Source organism: Burkholderia sp. AU45388, from assembly GCF_030481585.1.
GTDB classification, from domain to species: domain Bacteria; phylum Pseudomonadota; class Gammaproteobacteria; order Burkholderiales; family Burkholderiaceae; genus Burkholderia; species Burkholderia sola.
Genome location: NZ_JAUJPV010000044.1, coordinates 1 through 17,900, shown reverse-complemented (window position 1 = coordinate 17,900; position 17,900 = coordinate 1). Strand labels below are relative to the sequence as shown.

Annotated in this window: 19 protein-coding genes; 14 read left to right on the top strand and 5 right to left on the bottom strand. The window is 63.6% G+C overall.

What is annotated here, in order from left to right; all coding sequences use genetic code 11:
- The coding region (locus QZM72_RS34965; RefSeq protein WP_301740389.1) for a TolC family protein at positions 1-266 on the top strand (266 nt) is incomplete at its 5' end.
- 107 nt (positions 267-373) lie between these two features.
- Here QZM72_RS34965 and QZM72_RS34960 read toward each other — a convergent pair.
- Both QZM72_RS34960 and QZM72_RS34955 read right to left on the bottom strand, forming a co-directional pair.
- A complete protein-coding gene (locus tag QZM72_RS34960; protein WP_069619573.1) occupies positions 374-1,087 on the bottom strand; it encodes a dienelactone hydrolase family protein in 714 nt (237 codons plus the stop codon).
- Positions 1,088-1,364: 277 nt separating this feature from the next.
- Entirely contained in the window at positions 1,365-1,676 is a 312-nt protein-coding gene (locus QZM72_RS34955) for a DUF4148 domain-containing protein (protein ID WP_089470945.1), read from the bottom strand.
- Between QZM72_RS34955 and QZM72_RS34950 the strand changes: the two genes are divergently transcribed.
- Positions 1,663-1,905 (top strand): hypothetical protein, encoded by a 243-nt coding sequence (locus QZM72_RS34950; protein ID WP_301740388.1) that lies wholly within the window; start codon positions 1,663-1,665, stop codon positions 1,903-1,905. The two genes, QZM72_RS34955 and QZM72_RS34950, sit on opposite strands and share 14 nt — an antisense overlap.
- A gap of 64 nt (positions 1,906-1,969) precedes the next feature.
- Here QZM72_RS34950 and QZM72_RS34945 read toward each other — a convergent pair whose 3' ends face one another.
- Positions 1,970-2,935 (bottom strand): GlxA family transcriptional regulator, encoded by a 966-nt coding sequence (locus QZM72_RS34945; protein WP_301740387.1) that lies wholly within the window; start codon positions 2,933-2,935, stop codon positions 1,970-1,972.
- Positions 2,936-3,108: 173 nt separating this feature from the next.
- Between QZM72_RS34945 and QZM72_RS34940 the strand changes: the two genes are divergently transcribed.
- The 3 genes from QZM72_RS34940 (at position 3,109) to QZM72_RS34930 (ending at position 4,982) form a co-directional block, all read left to right on the top strand.
- A complete protein-coding gene (locus QZM72_RS34940; protein WP_089470948.1) occupies positions 3,109-3,750 on the top strand; it encodes an HD domain-containing protein in 642 nt (213 codons plus the stop codon).
- 300 nt (positions 3,751-4,050) lie between these two features.
- Positions 4,051-4,506 carry an antitoxin Xre/MbcA/ParS toxin-binding domain-containing protein gene (locus QZM72_RS34935; protein WP_050018210.1) on the top strand — a complete coding sequence of 152 codons (456 nt, stop codon included), beginning with the start codon at positions 4,051-4,053 and terminating at the stop codon, positions 4,504-4,506.
- Positions 4,503-4,982 carry an RES family NAD+ phosphorylase gene (locus QZM72_RS34930; RefSeq protein ID WP_301740386.1) on the top strand — a complete coding sequence of 160 codons (480 nt, stop codon included), beginning with the start codon at positions 4,503-4,505 and terminating at the stop codon, positions 4,980-4,982. Before QZM72_RS34935 ends, QZM72_RS34930 begins: the two co-directional genes overlap by 4 nt.
- A gap of 39 nt (positions 4,983-5,021) precedes the next feature.
- Here the strand turns inward: QZM72_RS34930 and QZM72_RS34925 are convergent, their stop codons facing one another.
- Entirely contained in the window at positions 5,022-5,954 is a 933-nt protein-coding gene (locus tag QZM72_RS34925) for a tyrosine-type recombinase/integrase (RefSeq protein WP_301740385.1), read from the bottom strand.
- A gap of 294 nt (positions 5,955-6,248) precedes the next feature.
- On the opposite strand from QZM72_RS34925, the gene QZM72_RS34920 reads away from it, so the two are divergent.
- Both QZM72_RS34920 and QZM72_RS34915 read left to right on the top strand, forming a co-directional pair.
- Complete coding sequence (locus tag QZM72_RS34920) at positions 6,249-8,234, top strand: gamma-glutamyltransferase family protein (protein ID WP_301740384.1); 1,986 nt, start codon at positions 6,249-6,251, stop codon at positions 8,232-8,234.
- Positions 8,235-8,609: 375 nt separating this feature from the next.
- Positions 8,610-9,152 (top strand): hypothetical protein, encoded by a 543-nt coding sequence (locus QZM72_RS34915; RefSeq protein WP_301740383.1) that lies wholly within the window; start codon positions 8,610-8,612, stop codon positions 9,150-9,152.
- 838 nt (positions 9,153-9,990) lie between these two features.
- On the opposite strand, the gene QZM72_RS34910 is transcribed toward QZM72_RS34915, so the two are convergent.
- On the bottom strand, positions 9,991-10,176 hold the full coding sequence (locus QZM72_RS34910; RefSeq protein WP_301740382.1) for a hypothetical protein: 186 nt from the start codon (positions 10,174-10,176) through the stop codon (positions 9,991-9,993).
- A 237-nt stretch (positions 10,177-10,413) separates the two neighbouring features.
- Here QZM72_RS34910 and QZM72_RS34905 point away from each other — a divergent pair, with 237 nt between their 5' ends.
- The 7 genes from QZM72_RS34905 to QZM72_RS34875 form a co-directional block, all read left to right on the top strand.
- Positions 10,414-11,370: an ornithine cyclodeaminase family protein gene (locus QZM72_RS34905; protein WP_301740381.1), complete on the top strand. Its 957-nt coding sequence runs from the start codon at positions 10,414-10,416 to the stop codon at positions 11,368-11,370.
- Positions 11,364-12,746, top strand: coding sequence for an alanine racemase (locus QZM72_RS34900; RefSeq protein ID WP_301740380.1), 1,383 nt, complete (start codon positions 11,364-11,366; stop codon positions 12,744-12,746). Before QZM72_RS34905 ends, QZM72_RS34900 begins: the two co-directional genes overlap by 7 nt.
- A gap of 2 nt (positions 12,747-12,748) precedes the next feature.
- Complete coding sequence (locus QZM72_RS34895) at positions 12,749-13,786, top strand: cysteine synthase family protein (RefSeq protein ID WP_367620056.1); 1,038 nt, start codon at positions 12,749-12,751, stop codon at positions 13,784-13,786.
- Positions 13,783-15,159, top strand: a complete 1,377-nt coding sequence (locus tag QZM72_RS34890; protein WP_301740379.1) for an MATE family efflux transporter — start codon at positions 13,783-13,785, stop codon at positions 15,157-15,159. The genes QZM72_RS34895 and QZM72_RS34890 overlap by 4 nt, the downstream gene beginning before the upstream one ends.
- A 1,024-nt stretch (positions 15,160-16,183) precedes the next feature.
- The gene (locus QZM72_RS34885; RefSeq protein ID WP_301740378.1) at positions 16,184-16,960 is read left to right on the top strand and encodes a LuxR C-terminal-related transcriptional regulator; all 777 of its coding nucleotides are present in this window, start codon (positions 16,184-16,186) and stop codon (positions 16,958-16,960) included.
- A 12-nt stretch (positions 16,961-16,972) separates the two neighbouring features.
- Positions 16,973-17,221 carry a hypothetical protein gene (locus QZM72_RS34880; protein ID WP_089470955.1) on the top strand — a complete coding sequence of 83 codons (249 nt, stop codon included), beginning with the start codon at positions 16,973-16,975 and terminating at the stop codon, positions 17,219-17,221.
- Between the two features lie 93 nt (positions 17,222-17,314).
- A partial coding sequence (locus tag QZM72_RS34875; RefSeq protein WP_367620057.1) for a DUF3683 domain-containing protein occupies positions 17,315-17,900 on the top strand: 586 nt, incomplete at its 3' end.

The following is a 17,900-nucleotide window of genomic DNA, read 5'->3' as shown; positions in this document are numbered from 1 at the left end:
GCTTCGACCTGTCGGACCTGCGTTACAAGAACGGTGTGGACAGCTATCTGTCGGTGCTGACCGCGCAGACGGATCTGTACTCGGCGCAGCAGTCGCTGATCAGCGCGCGCCTGGCGCGCTGGACGAACCTGGTCGACCTGTACCGTGCACTGGGCGGCGGGTGGATCCAGCATGCAGGCGAAGCGCCGCGCGCGCCGGATGCGCCGGTCGACTACGACAAGGCGGCGGTTCCGGCGCCTGCGTCGGCAACGGCGACGAACGGGTAGGCCGTGCCTGTCGGTCCATCCGAAGGAGTGTGAAAACGAGAACGCCACGGACGCAAAATCCGTGGCGTTTTCCTTTGTACCGTCGCCGCGCGGGAAGCGGCATTACGTTACGCGTGCTTCGTCCAGAGCGTTCGGCCGAAGAACGTGAGCGTGCGATCCCACGCCGTTTCCGACCACACCGGATCGAACTGCGTGCCGGCGATGCGGCCGGGGCCGACGGCCGTTTCGTTCGCGAACGCATGGTGCGCGAGATAGCGATGGAATTCGAAGCCGACCTTCGCATCGGTCAGCTTCTTTTCCAGCGCGTCGACCTGGTCGATCGTGAAGAACGCATCCTGCGTGGCCCAGTGACCCATCAGCGGCACCTTGAGCTTGGCCGGATCGATGTAGTCGAGCGGCGGCAGGCCGTACCACGTGACGCCGGCATCCGCGTCGGCGTACTGCAGCGACAGCAGCGTGAGGGCGCCGCCCATGCAGTAGCCCGTCACCGCGACCCGCGGCGCCAGCGTCTTCAGGTAGGCGACCGCGCCGGGAATGTCCTGCGACGCGGCATCGCCGAAATCGAGGCCGGTCATCAGATGGTGCGCTTCTTCCTCCTCGACCGTCGACTTGCCGCGATACAGGTCGGGCACGAGCGCGAAGTAGCCGCAGCGCGCGAGACGGTCCGCGACGCCGCGGATCTGGTCGTTCAGCCCCCACCATTCCTGGATGACGACGACCGCGGGCGCGCCTTCGGTGCGTGCCGGCGTGGCGAGATAGCCCTGCAGTTCCTGGCCGTCCGGGCGGCGAAACGTGATCGTGGAACCGGATGTTTGAGACATGAAACCGCTCCTTTTCGAAAAATGCGCCGAGTGCGACATCGGGCCGGCCAGCGCGCGTCGTGATACCGCTCGCGTTCGTGCTGGCCGACGCCGACCACGCGGCCATTCTATGCGCAAACACCGGACGCTTGCGCGAACGGCGCCGGGCGGCATGCGAGCAGCGAAGGGAGCGGACAACCGGAAAACGAACACCCCGCCCCGATGAACGGGAGCGGGGTGTCGCGGGTACGACGGGGGTATCCGGAATACGCCGGAAATACGTCGGCGGGTATCCGGCTTACTGACCGAAGTAGATCGAGTTGCGGCCTTCCTGCTTGACCGCGATCGCGCGGCCGGCACGCGCGCCGGCGGCTGCTTGCGCGCCGTAGCCGGCTTCGTCGGCGTTCGTCACGCGGGCCTGCGCGGCCTGCAGTGCACGCGGGTAATACTGATCGGAGACTTCGGGCTTGTAGCCGGCTTGTTCGAGCTGGACGAGTTCCGCACGCACCTGGGCACGCGTGAGCTGGCCTGCCGGGTTCGACTGGGCGAATGCGCCGTACGACGCGGATAACGCGGTTGCGGCGACGACAGCGGTGATGAACGACTTCATGGTGACCTCCGGTTCTGTTGATTTCGCGCTTCGCTCGTTGCGTTCAGCGATTGATTGCATCGTAACGATCGCGTTCCCGGTCGGAAATACGCGTTGCAGCGAATCATTATTGCAACTGGGTAAACGATTCGCGCAGCGCGCCATTTCATCTGATGATTTCCGGTGCGCCGGAGCAGGGGGAAGGAGCGATGAGGTCGATCGGCGCGGAACAAGCGGCTCGCTCGATTGAATCGTATTCCGAAACATTCGAGCGAGGCCGTCGGCGCCGCTCATTCAGCGCCGCGCGTTCCGCCTCACGCAGCCTGGGTCGCCTGCCGTTTCCGATATTCGGCCGGCGTGATGCCGACGTGCCGGGCGAACGCTCGCCTGAGCGTATCGACGTTTGCGAAGCCGCATTTCGCGGCGACCTGCTTCGGTGTGTGATGGCCGTTCTCGAGCAACTGGCGGGCAGCAGAGATGCGCGTCGATTCGACCCACGCGGCTGGTGTCATGCCGACTTCCGCGCGGAACAGCCGCGCGAAATGGCGCGGGCTCATGCCTGCATGTTTGGCCATCCCGGCCACCGAATGTTCGAGATCCGGGTAGGCCGCGACCCAGCGCTGGACTTCCTGCAGCACCGAACGTCCGGCGGGGCGCGCTTCGCCCTTGCGGCTGAACTGGAGCTGCCCGCCCGGACGCTTGAAAAACATCACCAGTTGCGCGGCGACGCGCCGCGCGATCTCGCGGCCGAGATCTTCCTCGACCAGCGCGAGTGCGAGATCGAGCCCGGCCGTGACGCCGGCGCCGGTGCGCAGCTTGCCGTCGCGCACGTACAGCGCGTCGGCGTCGATGACGAGCGACGGATAGGCTTCGCCGAGTGCATCGGCGAAGGCCCAGTGCGTGGTCAGGTGACGCCCTTTCAGCAGGCCGGTGGCGGCGAGGATGAATGCCCCGGTGCAGATCGACCCATAGCGTCTGCTCTGCACGGCCGCCGCGCGCAACCACGCGAGGACGTCGGTGCGCAGCGAGATCTGGCCGGCGTTCGGCGCGCCGGCGACCAGCAGCGTGTCGATGCGCTCGGGGATGTCGGGGGCGATCCAGTCGGGCAGCAATCGCGCACCGGATGAACTGCGGATCGCACCGGCCCCGCTCGCGATGATCCGCGGCGCATAGAACGGCTTCCCGCATTCGACGTTCGCTTGTGCGAACACGTCGAGCGGCGCGGAGACGTCGAGCAGCTGAACGCCAGGAACGGCAAAAATACCCACGACCTTCGGCATGATCGGTTGCGTGTCGTATCGAACGTGATGCGCAGCAGTATAGGGACGCTTTCTTCACCGCGCCGGCACCGTGTCCGTTCGTCGCGCGAAATGGCAGGATTCGTCGCGTTCAGCCTATTTGAGACACCTGTCGGTCCCCGGACAATCGAGCATGTTTTCCATGGAGGTCGATCATGACTGTGAACGTTGCCGGCATCACCCTTCCCGATACTCGGCTGACGCGCGAGATCACCGAACTCGTGCGCGATACCGAATCCGAACTGCTGTTCCATCACTCGAGCCGCGTGTTCTATTTCGCGGCGCTGGCGGGCCGGCGGCGCGGGCTCGAGTACGACCCCGAGCTGCTCTATTGCGGCTGCATGTTCCATGACATGGGACTGACGCACCGGCACAGCAGCGCATGCGAGCGCTTCGAAGTGGACGGCGCCAATGCCGCCCGCGATTTTCTGAAGACAAAGGGAATCTCGCAACAGGACATCGATGTCGTGTGGACCTCGATCGCGCTGCACACCACGCCCGGTATTCCGCAGCACATGCATCCGGTCGTCGCGCTGGTCACGGCGGGCGTCGAAATGGACGTACTGGGCCTCGCTTACCCGGAATACAGCGACATCGAGCGGGAAGCGGTCGTGCGCGCGCATCCACGCACGCCGCATTTCAAGGAAGACATCATTCAGGCGTTCTACGACGGCATCAAGCACAAGCCCGGCACGACGTTCGGCAACGTGAAGGCCGACGTGCTCGCGGACAAGGATCCGCATTTCCATGCGGGCAACTTCTGCAGCGTGATCCGGTCGTCGGCATGGGCCGGCTGAGCCTCGACACTCGGCTGCGCATCAGCCGACGGTGGTCGTTTGCCCGGCGGGCAGTAGGGAAAAGAGCCGATGCCCTCGGCTCCCGTATTACCGTTGGAAAATTGTTACGTGACAACTTCAGATCATTACGAAGAGGGACTTTATATACTGAATTTTTGCACCTCCTCACCGGGGCGAATCTCCGATTCGCGTACCCCAAAAACCGGTCCGCCAGCCCCCGGTGGGCAAACCCTCCCTCAACCATCCGCATCTCGCCGGCAAAACGCCTATAATGATGGGGCAAATTGCCGGAGGGAGGTCATGAGCACCATCGCATTTCACCCGTCGGGCGTCGCGCACCCGCGTCAGGCCGAATTCACGATTCTCGAGCAACTGCTGGCGATCCGCGTCCGGTCGGGCGCCGATCTGGCCGAGCTGGCGAGCGCGCGCGTCGATGTATCGGTGATCGACCGGCTGTCGGAGCGTGGGCTGAAATCGGACGAGCTGGCCTTCATCATTCCGCGCCGCACGCTGAGTCATCGTCGGCAGGCGCACGAACGCCTGTCGCCGGAAGAGTCGGACAAGGCGATCCGTCTCGCGCGCATCGTCGCGCAGGCGGCGGCCACGTTCGGCGACCAGGACAAGGCGATGGCGTGGCTGCGCAACGGGCTCCAGCGCTTCGGCGGCCGCACGTCGCTCGACATGGCGAGCACCGAGCATGGCGCGCGGCTCGTCGAAGAGGCCCTCACGCAGATCGACGAAGGGTACTTCGCTTGACGACGCTGTGGCGGATCAGCAATTACGCCGACCTGAAAGGCATCGGCGGGTTGCGGGCCGGCGGGCGCTGGCATTTCGCCGGGCAGCCCGTCGTGTATCTCGCCGAGCATCCGGCGCTGGCGCTGCTCGAGACGCTGGTTCATTTCGAAATCGCCACCGTCGCGCAATTGCCGAGCGCATATCAATTGCTGCGTATCGAGGTGCCCGATTCGGTGGACGTGGCCGAAATCGTGGAAGGCGATGCGCCGGACGACTGGCGCACGAACGTCGACTGGACCCGCAGCGCCGGCACCGAGTGGCTGGCCACGCAGCCGAGCGCGCTGCTGCGCGTGCCGAGCGTCGTCGTGCCGCACGCCCATAACTTCCTGCTGAACCCGTTGCATCCGGCCGCATCCGACATTCGCGTCGCGGAAGTGATGCAATCGCCGTACGACACGCGGATTCTGCGGCTGGTGCAGCCGAAGCCGGGCGAATAGCGCACCGGGGGGAACGCGGTTCGCGCCGGCGGCGCGCGATCACCGCTCGTGGGCCGCACGATTCGCGGCCGCATCGGGCGGCAGCGTTTGCCGAATGCGCGTGACCGTTCGCAGGCTGGCGAGACCGAGCATCGCCGTGACATCGGCATGCGCGTGGCCGGCGAGCAACTGGCGGCGCGCATACGTATTGCGCAGCACGCGCGGGCTCATGTCCGCCGTGTGAAAGCCGATCGCGTTCAGCGCATCGCGCACGACGAGCAGCAGGAACATGTCGTTCATTGCGCCGCCGCGCGGCGCGGGAAACAGCCGCATCGGCGGCAGCACGTCCGAGCGCGCACGCCAGGCGGCGAGCGGCGCCAGCGCGAACGCGGCGAGCGCGATCCGGCGCGCCGGCCGCGCGCGATCGCGCGGCACCGACAACACCGCTGGCCGCGCGTCGAGATCGAGTGCGTCGCCTGTCGCCGAGCGAATCTCGGCCGACGTGATGCCGCTCGCGAGCAGCAGCGCGACGATGGCGCGATTCCGGCAGTCGGCGGGTGTATCGTCCGCTCGGGGCTGCACGTGGTGCTGCAGCGCCGCGTCGGCGTCGGGCGGCAGGTAGCACGGCTCGGGCTCGCCGTCCGGCCATGCGAGATCGTGAGTCGATCGGCCAGCCGGATGAATCGTCCGCACACCGGCATCGACCAGATGCCGGCCGAGCCGGTCGATCAGCTTCGCATAGCGCACGCGCGTCGACGTGCCGGGCGCGCAGGTACGGTCGAGCTCCGCGAGGAAGGCTGCGACGTGGTCGGGCCCGAACGTCGCGAGCGACACGTGCCGCGCGCTCAGGTGACGCAGGAATCGCTCGAACATCGCGACATGCTGGACGATCGAACGCGGCGCGAACGGCCGGCGGCCGGCACCGGTCGCGGCGGTTTCCTGCCAGGCGCGAAACGCGCCGACGGGGTCGTGAATCCAGCGATCCGTATCCATCCCCGCTTTATAGCCGGACGCGGCGACGCCGGCAATCGTCCCGATGGCCGGGCGGCCGGCACGCGACGCCGGGCGAAAAGGTAACGACGTCACGACACGCCCATGCGCTGCAATGCAGCAGATAGAACCGCATGCCGGTTCGGTGACGTTGCGCACACAACGTCCGGTTGCATGACGTCGTTTCCCGATTGCGAAAAAAATTCCGTTCGTGGGACTATCGAACGCATCGCCCGCGCACCGAGGGGGTCGCTGGCGACAGGATATCCATCGCAACGACCAGCACATCGGCAGACAATGAACAGAACAGCGATTTTTCCGTATGCGTCCGCGTTGCTCGCGGCTGCGTTGTTGACCGCCTGCGGCGGCGACGTCGAGAACGAGGCGGGCCGCGCGACCTCACCTTCCACCGAGACGAGTTGTCTCGCGGTCGATAACAGCGGCGCGACGGTCGTGGTGGGCTCGAACCAGCCGGGCGACCCGTCGCTGCCTGAAGCGTCGTCGGGCTATCGCACCGGGATGAAGCCTGTCTATGCGAAAACGTACCTGGTGGCCACGTCGAACGCATACGCGAGCGCGGCCGGTTGTGCGGTGCTGAAGAAGGGCGGCACGGCCGCCGACGCGGCGGTCGCCGTGCAGGCCGTGCTCGGCCTGACGGTGCCGGAGGCGACGGGCTTGGGGTCGGGCGGCGTGCTGCTCTACTACGATGCGCGCGGCAAGACGCTGCAGGCGTACGACGGCCGCGAAACCGCGCCGGCCGCCGCGACGGAGAACTACCTGCGCTATGTCGATGACGCCACCGATCATTCGGCGCCGCTGCCGAACGCGCGCGCGAGCGGCCGCTCGATCGGCACGATCGGCGTGCCGCGGCTCATCGAGGCGCTGCAACAGGATCATGGCCGCTTGCCGTGGCAGAGCCTGTTCGGCGACGCGATCACGCTCGCGACCAACGGTTTTCCGATCGGCGGCCGGCTGGCCGACGCGATCGCGGCGAACGCCGCGAACCTGAAGCGCGACCCCGAAGCCGCCGCGTATTTCCTGAACGCCGACGGTTCGCCGAAGCCGCTCGGCACCGTACTGAAGAATCCGGCCTACGCGCACACGTTGTCGCTGATGGCGCAGTCGGGCGCCAATGCGCTGTACACGGGGCAGATCGCGCAGGACATCGTCGCGAAGATCGCGGTGACGAAGGGCGCGGACGGCTCGACGCTCACGCCGGGCAAGACGAGCGTCGCCGATCTTGCCGCGTATCAGGCGAAGCGCCGCGAACCGGTGTGCACGACTTATCGCAGCTATTGGGTCTGCGGGATGCCGCCGCCGTCGTCGGGCGGCATCGCGGTCGCATCGGCGCTCGGCATTCTCGAGAACTACGATCTGAAGTCGTTGAAGCCGACGGCGATCGATCTCGAAGGCGGCAAGCCGACCGTCGCGGGCGTCCACCTCATCACCGAGGCCGAACGGCTCGCGTATGCCGACCGCGACAAGTACGTCGCCGATACCGACTTCGTGCCGCTGCCGGGCGGCACGTGGGACACGCTGCTGAACAAGCCGTACCTGAAATCGCGTGCGGCGCTGATCGACACGACCAAAAGCATGGGCACCGCGCAGCCCGGCAATCTCGGCGCGGTGCCGCTCGGCGTCGACACGACGCTGATCGAGCACGGCACGAACCAGTTCACGATCGTGGACGGCGACGGCAACGTGCTGAGCGCGACGACGACGGTCGAGTCGAGCATGGGCTCGTTCCACATGACCAACGGCTTCCTGCTGAACAACCAGCTGACCGACTTTTCCGCGAACCCGGCCGACACGTCGGGCAATCCGGTGGCGAACCGCCTGCAGCCGGGCAAGCGGCCGCGCAGCTCGATGGCGCCGACGATCGTGTTCGGGCGGGCCGCCGACGGTTCGCGCGGCGACTTCGTGATGGCGACCGGTTCGCCGGGCGGCGGCACGATTCCGCAATACGTGGTCAAGACGCTGGTCGGCGCGCTCGACTGGGGGCTCGACGCGCAGCAGTCGGCGGGGCTCGTCGACTTCGGCGCGAGCAACAGCCCGACGACCACGATCGGCGGCGAGCATCCGAACGTCAACGCGGCGAACAACGGCGCGAACGATCCGCTGATCACGGGGCTGCTCGCGCTCGGGCACAAGGTGTCGACGTCCGCGCAGGCGAGCGGCGTCAACACGGTGATGCGCGTGACGGTCGGCCAGTCGCCGGCGTTGCAGGGCGGCACCGATCCGCGTCGCGAAGGCGTCGTGCTCGGCGATACGTTCCGGCCGTAATCGGACAGCGTGCGCACGGCCCCGGTCCGCTTGCTGGCGGCCGGGGCTGTGCATCGTGAAGCGGCCGCATCGACGGTCACGTCATCCTTATCATTCGGAATGCAGATGAAATCGGTCGGCATGAAGCACGCCTGCCGGCCCGTGCCGCGCCCGTCCGTCGTCAAATACAGCGGCCACCTCCGCGGCAAACCCTCCGATTGTCAAACAGTGTGAGTCAATCGTCAGCATTTGCAACCGAAGTAACAGTCCCCGCAATTCAGTCGTTTTGCTCGCCGGCGCCGCTACATTAGCTCCACCTGCCGCATGTCGCGGCAAGGCATGCGACCAGCCGCACGAACGCGGCGCGTAGCAACAACGTCTTTGGGGAGAATGACCATGAACAAGATTCGTACGATTCTGCTGGGTGCCGCTCTGACGGCGATGGCGACGTCGGCTGCATTTGCACAGACGGCCCAGACCGGCGCCCAGGGTTCCGCAGGCGTCGGTGCGCAGGTCCAGACGCCGCTGCTCGACGGCGGCGTGGGTGTGCAGGCAGGCGCCGGCGCGAATGCGGCCGGCTCGAGTTCGGGCGCCGGCAATGTTGTCGGCGGCGCGCTGAACGGCGTGGGCCAGACGGTCGGCGGCGTGGGCACGGCGGCCGGTACGGCGGTGGGCGGCGCGACGCAGGCGGTCGGTTCGGCGGCGGGCGCGACGAAGGATGCGGCGGCATCGGCCGTGCACGCGACGAAGTCGCACGTGAAGCACGTCGCAGCCTCGACGAAGCGCCATGCTCAAGGCGCAGTGTCGACCGCAGGCGACGTGGCGGGCGGCGCGAAGGCGAAGGCCGGCGAAGCGCTCGAAGGCGCGACGAATTCGGTGCAGGGCGGTGCGTCGGTCGGCGTGAAGGGCTCGGCATCGGCGCAAGGCGGCGCGCTGTAACAAGCAGCACGCATCCCGTCATGGCCCGGCCCGCTTCGATGCGGGCCGGGTTTTTTCATTGAGTAACGCGATACGTCGCGCACGGCGCCTCATGTCGAAAGGCGGGAAAACGGATGTATCGATATTGATTGGGATTGCAAAGAATAATAAACGGCGGGCCGACTGAATTCGACGCCAGAAGGAGACGACTGTCGGGCCGCAGCGGCAAGCTGACGGCTCGAAGACCGCGCGGATGGAACGCCATGCGGCCCGCAGGCGGTTCTCCGAACCATCGGCACCGGCTGCGTAGAGCCTCGCACCGTCACGACATATCCCACCCGAACGATTCGGCGGCTTTCGATGCAGGGCACTTTTTTCCCTCAACGAGGTATCGCTCAGGCGGTATTTTCGAGCAACGAGCCGAGCTTGCTTTTCAATATCGCCATCGAGCGGCTGGCGGCCTCAAATTTCGCTTTCGTGATTCAATGGCGGCCGCCGTAAATGCATTTGCAATGATGAAATAAAGTATTTGCAAGGAAAGTGGAAGCTAGTTTATAAATACGAGCGATTTGTATTTTCTCTACCGGTCGCAACCATCGAGGTTGACGGAACGCCCGGATGGTCGTGACACGGTTCGCTGTGTTTCATCATGTGCGCGCGTTGGCGCGACATGAATGCCGCCTGCCAGACAGCTATGCCGACGTGAGGGAATCCCGTCGATATTGCTGAACTCGTCAGCCAGCACCTGGTGAATCTCGGAGGGAACACGGTATTTTCGTTATCGAAATGCTGATTATCGCGATCAGCATCAATCGCGAGCCATCTTGTGGTTATCGCTGGTATCAATGTGGCCTTTTAATCAATTTGATTCGGATTGCAAAATGACTGGGTCGTATGAAATGAAGAACGAAATAATTGACGATCCCGTTCCTTGCTGCGCGATCCGCATTTCGGAAGACAAGATTCCAGGATCAATACGTTGCAGCGCATGAAGCACCCGCAGTAATTGAGCGTGTCGCCAGCCCTCCGGCGCATCCGCCTTCATGTCGCGCGCGCGATTCGCAGCGGCAACGCCGCGGAACAGGAATGTGCGATCTGGTGCGTCGGTGCCGGTCGCGGCACGTCAATGTTCAAGTCAACCTGCACGACCAGTGGCAGGCCCGTTCGATACGTGAAATCCGGTGAGACACGAGTGAATACGATGATATCCACGATAGTAGATGGCGCTGAACCCGACGCGGACGTTCGACCGCGGCTCGCAACGCAACCCTCGCGACTCCTCGTGCTCGGCAAGCGCACGATCGACGAACTCGACTACGATCCGTCGATGGTGCTCGATGCCGTCGAACGCGCATACCTTGGCCTCGGTAGCGGCGAATCCGACAATCCGCGCAAGCTGATGAGCCAGCCCCCGGACAAGCATTCCGTCGCGTACTCGATGCTGGGTCGAGACGGCGGACGCAGAACAGTCGGCTTCAAGACGTCGTATAAGTTCGATCCGGAACATAACCGCGAACTGCAGAAGTACTACACGACGTTGTTGCTGTTCGACGACGAAACCGGCCTGCCTGTCGCGCTGATGGACGGCAGCCTTGTCGGGTCGCTGCGCACGCCGGCGGTGTCTGCCCTGATCGCGCGCGCTGCCGCGCCGCGGGCTCGAACGGCGCTCGTCGTCGGCACGGGGACGCAGGGGCGGATGGCGGCGCCGTTCCTGCTGACCGCCTTGCCGGACATCGAGCGCGTGATCGTGCACGGCCACTATGCGTCGGGGATCGACGCCGTCCGCAAGACGTTGAAGCGCTTTCACCCGGGCCGTGACATCGAAGTGTCGACGGATCTCGTCGCTTCCGCGAATGAAGCGGACATCGTGCTCGGGGTGGCCGGCGCCGGTGTATCGGAGACCGTGCGGCACGCGGCGCTGAAGCCGGGCGCGCTCGCGCTTCTGGTCGGATACGGCATTCACGCGGACGCGCTGCATGGCGCCGATTACCGCATCGCGACGAGCGAGGCGCAAATGCAAGTGACCGGTGCCGATCTCGCGGACGAAGCCGGAAAACTGCCTGCCGTCGATGCCGAGTTGCCGGACATACTGCTTGGCCGCAAGCCTGCGCGGCGCACCGATGCCGATATCGTTTACGCGTTCAACAGCGGCATGATCGTGACCGACATCGCGCTGGGGCGCGTGCTGGCCGATGCCGCGCTAACGAAAGGGCTCGGCCGGGAAGTCGAACTATGGTGACGGATATTCCACGGCTACCGGCGTTGTGGGACCCGCTGCTGCGGGCTTTCGTGGACGAACATCAGGCGACGATCCACGACCTTGTGCATGGTTTCGACGCGCCCGTTCATTTCTTGTTTCCCGAGCGCTTCGCGCGCAATGTCGCCGATTTTCAGCGCGTACTGGACGGTCGCCAGGTGTACGGGCGCATTTACTACGCGAAGAAGGCGAACAAGGCGCGATGCTTTGCGCATGCGGCGGCGGCATCGGGGATCGGCATCGACGTCGCAAGCACGGGCGAGTTCTCGGAAGCGTTGGCCGCGGGGGTGGGCGGAACCGATATCGGTGTATCCGGCCCGTCGAAGTCGAGTGCGCTGCTGCGGCTCGCGGTTTTGCACGATGCGTTGATCGCCATCGACAGCGAGGAAGAACTCGATCGGCTGATCGCGATTTCGGGGCAGGCGAAGCGGGTCGCACGCATTCTGTTGCGGATGGCGCCGACGGCACGCAACGACAGCCGATTCGGTTTGAGTGCCGACGCACTCCGCGTCGCGCTGTCGACCTGTGCCGCGATGCAGGCGTCACTCGTCCTCGAAGGGTTCTCGTTTCATCTGTCCGGTTACAGCGCGACGGAGCGCTGCAATCAGGCCGCGACCGCGATGCGCGCTTGCATGGCCGCGCGTGAGCTCGGTCTTGCGCCGACCACGATCAATATCGGTGGCGGCTTCGCGATGTCGTATGCCAGCGAGCGCGACTGGCACGCATTCCAGCGTGCGCACCGGGCGGACGATTACCACGCCAACAAGGTATTCGACGGATTCTATCCGTATCACTCGGCGTGTAGCGGTGCGCAGATGCTCGATGCGATCCTGGCCGGGACTCCTGATTCGGCGTCCGCATCGCTCGCGGAACTGCTTCGCGAGTACGGCCTGACGCTGATGCTGGAACCGGGGCGTGCGCTGCTGGATCAGGCAGGGTTCACGGCGTTTGCCGTGCAAGGCATGAAGGACTGCGGCGACTATGGCATAGCGACCGTCAATGGCACGAGCTTCAGCGTGTCGGAGCAATGGTTTGCCAGCGAATTCCTGCCCGATCCGGAACTGGTGAGCGTCGTGCGCGCGCCTTCGCGATCGCCGCGCCCGGGCACGCCTTATCGCGCCTGTGTCGGCGGTGCGAGCTGCCTCGATTCGGACATGCTGACCTGGCGCAAGATCGCATTCGGGCAGCGCCCGGAACCCGGCGATCTGCTGATCTACCCGAACACGGCCGGCTATCAGATGGATTCGAACGAATCTCCATTTCACGAGCTGCCGCTTCCCCCCAAGCTTGTCTTGACACTTGACGGCGCGCGGCCACGCTGGCGCGTCGATCGCCTCTTTCAGCTTCCGGGAGCCTGACCATGAATGTGCGTTTTATGGGTGAGCAAGCCACGATCGCCGTGCCTGCGATCGTGTCGAAGGTATCGGATCTTGTCGGCCGCACGCCGTTGTTCGAATTGATTCGCGGCGCCAACGGCGCGCGCATCCTGCTTAAACTCGAATCGACGAATCCGACCGGCAGCGCCAAGATCCGGATGGCAAGGCAGATGCTCGACGAAGCCGAACAGGACGGCAGTCTGCGGCCGGCCGGGCACGTGATCGAATCGACGTCCGGCAATACGGGCATGGGGCTCGCGCTGTTGTCGGCCGAGCGCGGCTATCGGTTCACCGCGATCGTGGACAGTCACGCGTCGAAAGACAAGCTGCGCGCGATGCAGGCCTTCGGCGCAAAGCTCGTCTGCGTGAGCGACGGCGACGCGATCGCGACGGCGGACCGCGACGCGCTTGCCAAGCGCATGGCAGCCCACGATCCGGACAGCATCTGGACGGAGCAGCACAACAATCCCGCGAACGGTAACGGCTACCGCGGGCTGGCACATGAACTGCGCGACATCCTCGGCGACCGAATCGACTTTCTGGTCGGTTCGGTCGGCACCGGAGGCTCGCTGTTCGGCACTGCGCGAGAGCTGCTCGCGACAGGGCCGGCGCCGCGAGTCATTGGCGTCGAGCCCGTCGGCTCGATCGTTTTCGGCGGCGAAGGCGGATCGTATTATCAGTCCGGCACCGGGACGCCGCCCGGCGCCGAGATCGGCGCGTTGGTCGACTATGCGTTGCTCGACGAAGGCTACAAAGTGACCGACGCGGCCGCCTTCAATACGGCACGCTATATCGCGCGCAAGAAGTCGCTGCTCGTCGGCGGCTCGGCGGGCAGCGTCATCTGGCTCGCGTTGAAGATGTTCGACTCGCTGCCCGCGGGTGCGACGCTCGTGGTCCTCGTCTGTGACGGCGGGGAGAAATATCTCGACACGGTGTTCGACGACGACTGGATGCGAGAGCGAAATCTGCTCGATGCGTCGATTGCCCGGGAACTTGAATCGATATTTTCCCGCGCCGCATGAAACTTCATCGACAAGTCTGGCTCGATGCCACGCAAATCGGCGTGCTTGCCGCTCCCCTCATCCTGACGCAACTCGCCCAGGTGGCGCTGACGACGACCGACATCGTCATGATGGGCATGCTCGGCCCGCGCGAGATCGCCGCGGGCGGCCTCGCGCTGACGATCTTCAACCAGTTCCGGACGATGGGAACCGGGCTGGTGACGGGAACCGGCAACCTCGTCGCGTTCGCGAACGGTCAACACGCGCATGCGGACATCATGCGGCTGGTGCGGGCCGGCTTTGCGCTGTCGACGCTCGCGGCACTGGCGTTTGCATTGATGATGCTGTGTATCGAAATGCCGCTTGTCTGGCTCGGGCAGGATCCCGACGTCGCGCGGCAAGCATCGTTCTATCTCGCGGCGGCGGCACCCGGCATGTTGCCGTGTCTGTGGTTTCAGGTGCTTCGGCAATACACCGTCGGACTGCGCAAGCCCGGGCCGCTATTGGCGATCACGATCGTATCGATCGTCGTCAATGCGGCGCTCGACTACGCGTTGATGTTCGGCCGGTTCGGATTTCCGAAGCTCGGCCTGATCGGTATTGCGTGCGCAACCAGCAGCGTGTACCTGCTTTCCTTCATCGCGTTTCTGACGATCGCCAGGCGCCGGCCGGAACTATCCGAACACTTGTCGCTTGTCGTCTGGCGTGCCGATGCCGATACGTTGGCGCGGACGTGGCGGATGGGTTTGCCGATCGCGGCAACCTATGGATCGGAGGCGGCGTTCTTCACCGTCCTTACGCTCGTGATCGGGACGCTCGGCGCCGATGCGCTGGCCGCCCAGACGATCGTGAATCAGGTGATCTACATCGTGTTCATGGTTTCGGTCGGTTTGTCTCACGCGTCGTCGATCACCATCAGCCATGCGTGTGCGCGGCACGACTATCGCGGTGCGCGTCGACTCGGCTATACGGGGCTCGCGCTGGGCGTCGTGACCATGCTGATCGTTGCGCTGCCGTATCTCGTTGCGCCCACCCGCGTGCTCGCGCCATTTCTCGATAACGGTGTGGCCGCGAGTGCCGAAGTTCTGCGCCTCGCCGGCGGGCTGCTGACGATCGCGGCGCTGCTGCAGATCTTCGATTGCAGCCAGAACATCGGCGTCGGCATTTTGCGGGGCCTCGGTGACGTAACGAGTTCGTTTCGGATATCGATCGTCGGATACTGGTTGATCGGTCTGCCGGTCGCCTGGGCGGCCGGTGTGCTGCTGGGATACGGCATCTACGGTATCTGGAGCGGACTTGCCATCGGTCTGGCGGCAACGGCGTCGATGTTGCTGCACAAGTTCGAGGGCCGCCTTCGCGCGATGACGAAACGAGTGCAAGATGGACATTCGTGAACGCGACGAAGTTTCCAATGCGTACACCGGTGCACGCCGTGCACCGAATTCCCGAAGTACCGGCCGGCATTGCATCGAACGCGGCACTTCCGCTCGTTTCCCCAGCGGCGGAATGCCGGCCGAATTCCCGATTATCCACATGCGTTGTCGTTTGTAGAAGGCAACCTGTCTTTGTCCGCGACCGACCCGGTGCGCGGCATGGTGGTCGTGACTCGCCTCATCCGGCGTATTCCGCTTTGGGGACGCACAAGCCGTGACGGTCATCGCTCATGAGTGCGCGAATCGTATGCCGACGAGATGCGTCGGTGGAGCGTTTTCGTAGTCAGTAAATTTTTCTAATTCGGCCGATCGAGGTCGAAAGAGCGAGGCGGATATAACCACATCTGGAAAGCATGATTTGGCCGGCCGCATTTTATGAATTATCGAAGCGGTAATTGATTGCCGTGGATGCGCGCGATGTAAATAATGCATCGTATTATACGAGCTGGTGAAATTGACGTCGATTGATTTGTAAAGTTTTCTGGCGCTTCGGATTCAAAATTGTGACAAGATGCCGCACTTCGCAAAATTATCGAAATATTCTGTTGATTTGATGCATTTTCACGCAACGAAATCGCAATTTCGCTCTGTAATATCAAAGAAAGGTTCATTACATATTTTTTTCGGAAAGTAATGTTTCTGTCTTCTGTCCTCCGATATACTTGCGCAACTTCAACTTTAGAGCGCGAAGTCTAGACGGATAGGCGTGTGGTGAACTGTTTCAGCCATTGGCAAGTAAATAATTCAGATGTTAATGGTCTTGCGTAATTGGTTTGTATTCCACATGAGTACTGGTTCTCAAAACATGGTTCGCGAACGATGGCTGGCTAGACGTTGCCATCGGATACTGTCGCAGTACTGGCGCGTAGAAAGCAAGTGGCGTTGGATTGCCAATCCGATAAGGCCTTGAAGCTTTGGCAGTTATTCGGCTGCCAGAGCATGTCGACGAATACGAATCTTGTCTTTTCAATAAGGGCCCAGAAAATTGGAGACCTTTTCTCGCATCATTGGCGAGATTCTTCGTCCCAACGGTTTGACCGAGGGGATCGATCAACTCGCGGAAAAAATCGGACGCGTGATTCCGTTCGACAAGTGTTTGATTTTGCACGGCGGAAGCGGCGATACGGCTTCTCACGGGCTGATATATCGCTATGGGGCCGCGAGCGACGCGGGAGCCCGGAGAGGCGTGACTTTGTTCGGCCCCGGAATCGATATCGATCGATATCTGGGTTGCTTCGCGTTGTCCGATCGTCAGGATCATACGTTTCGCTGGCGCGATCTCGACGGGGAAGCGCCACAACGCGATGCTCAGGTCAGCGATGTCGCGTCGTACATGCGGGGGCGGGGTGTGGTCGCTTGCATCGGCGCTCCACCCGGCGATTCGACGGCCATTCGGACCGTTTTGCAGCTGAAGTGTGAAGACACGACGCTGCATTCGGCATTGCTCGTCAGTCTCATCGCCATGCATTTGCATGCGGCGTTGACCCAGAAGATTGCGCGGCAGAACCAGGAAGGCGCGGAACCGCGCGCGGCAGGCCTCGAGCCGGATGCGTGCGAAAGCTCGAACAGTATTCAGTTCACGAGAAAGGAATCCGACGTAATCAAATGGGTAGTCGAAGGCAAGACTGCGTGGGAAATCGGCCGGATCCTTTCGATGTCGGAAAGGACGGTCAAATTTCATCTGACGAACGTCTATGAAAAGCTGCGTGTGTCGAATAGAGCGCAAGCGGTGGCGAAGGTGAGCCGTCTGGGATTGATCTAGGAGAGTTCGGGAATGTCTTTCAAGGAAAAGGTCAAGGCATTTGTCGCGCGTCACGGGTTGACATACAAAGCCTATATTTTGTCGATTCTCTTTCTGCCGCCGGCAGCACTTTATATCGCATGGAAGCGACCGGGCTTGCCGATGCCGGGCCGCGTCTTGCTGTGTGTGACCGGCGTGCTTGCGCCTCCGTTGGTCGGTATCGCCACGGCGATGATTCTGAAAGGTGCATTCGATTTGATCCGGACAGCCGTTTCCGTTTAGTTTCCCTGCTGATTGCCGAATACGCTTCCGCTTTCCCGAGCGTGGTTCTCGATCGCTTCATCATTCATTTCATAGACGCCAATGAATGCCCGACTGCCAACCGTACAATTGCTGGAGCGTATTCGGGCAATAGCTGGATTACATGAACCGTCGCGCAATATTCCGTATAACTACACGTCGTTTTCCGATCGCGAGATCGTGATCCGCCTGCTCGGCGAGGACGCGTGGACGGTGCTCGACGAACTGCGCGCCGAGCGCCGCACGGGCCGCTCGGCGCGGATGCTCGGCGAAGTGCTCGGCGACATCTGGATCGTGCGCCGCAACCCGTACCTGCAGGACGACCTGCTCGATAACCGAAGGCGTCGCCGGTTCCTGATCGCCACGCTGCATGATCGGCTGTCCGAAATTGCAAGACGCCGTCGGGTGAGTGTGAGCGGATGGTACGACGACGCCGGCCGCGAACGCGCATCGCGCGTCGAGATGCTCGAAACCGCCGCGCAGCGCGCGGTCGACGAATTCGCGGACGAATTCGACAAGATGGCCGAGCTGCGTCGCCGCGCGACCAAGGCGCTCGGCCGCTGCACGCAGAAGGACAACATCCGCTTCGACGGGCTGTCGCGCGTGTCGCACGTGACCGACGCGACCGACTGGCGCGTCGAATACCCGTTCGTCGTGCTGA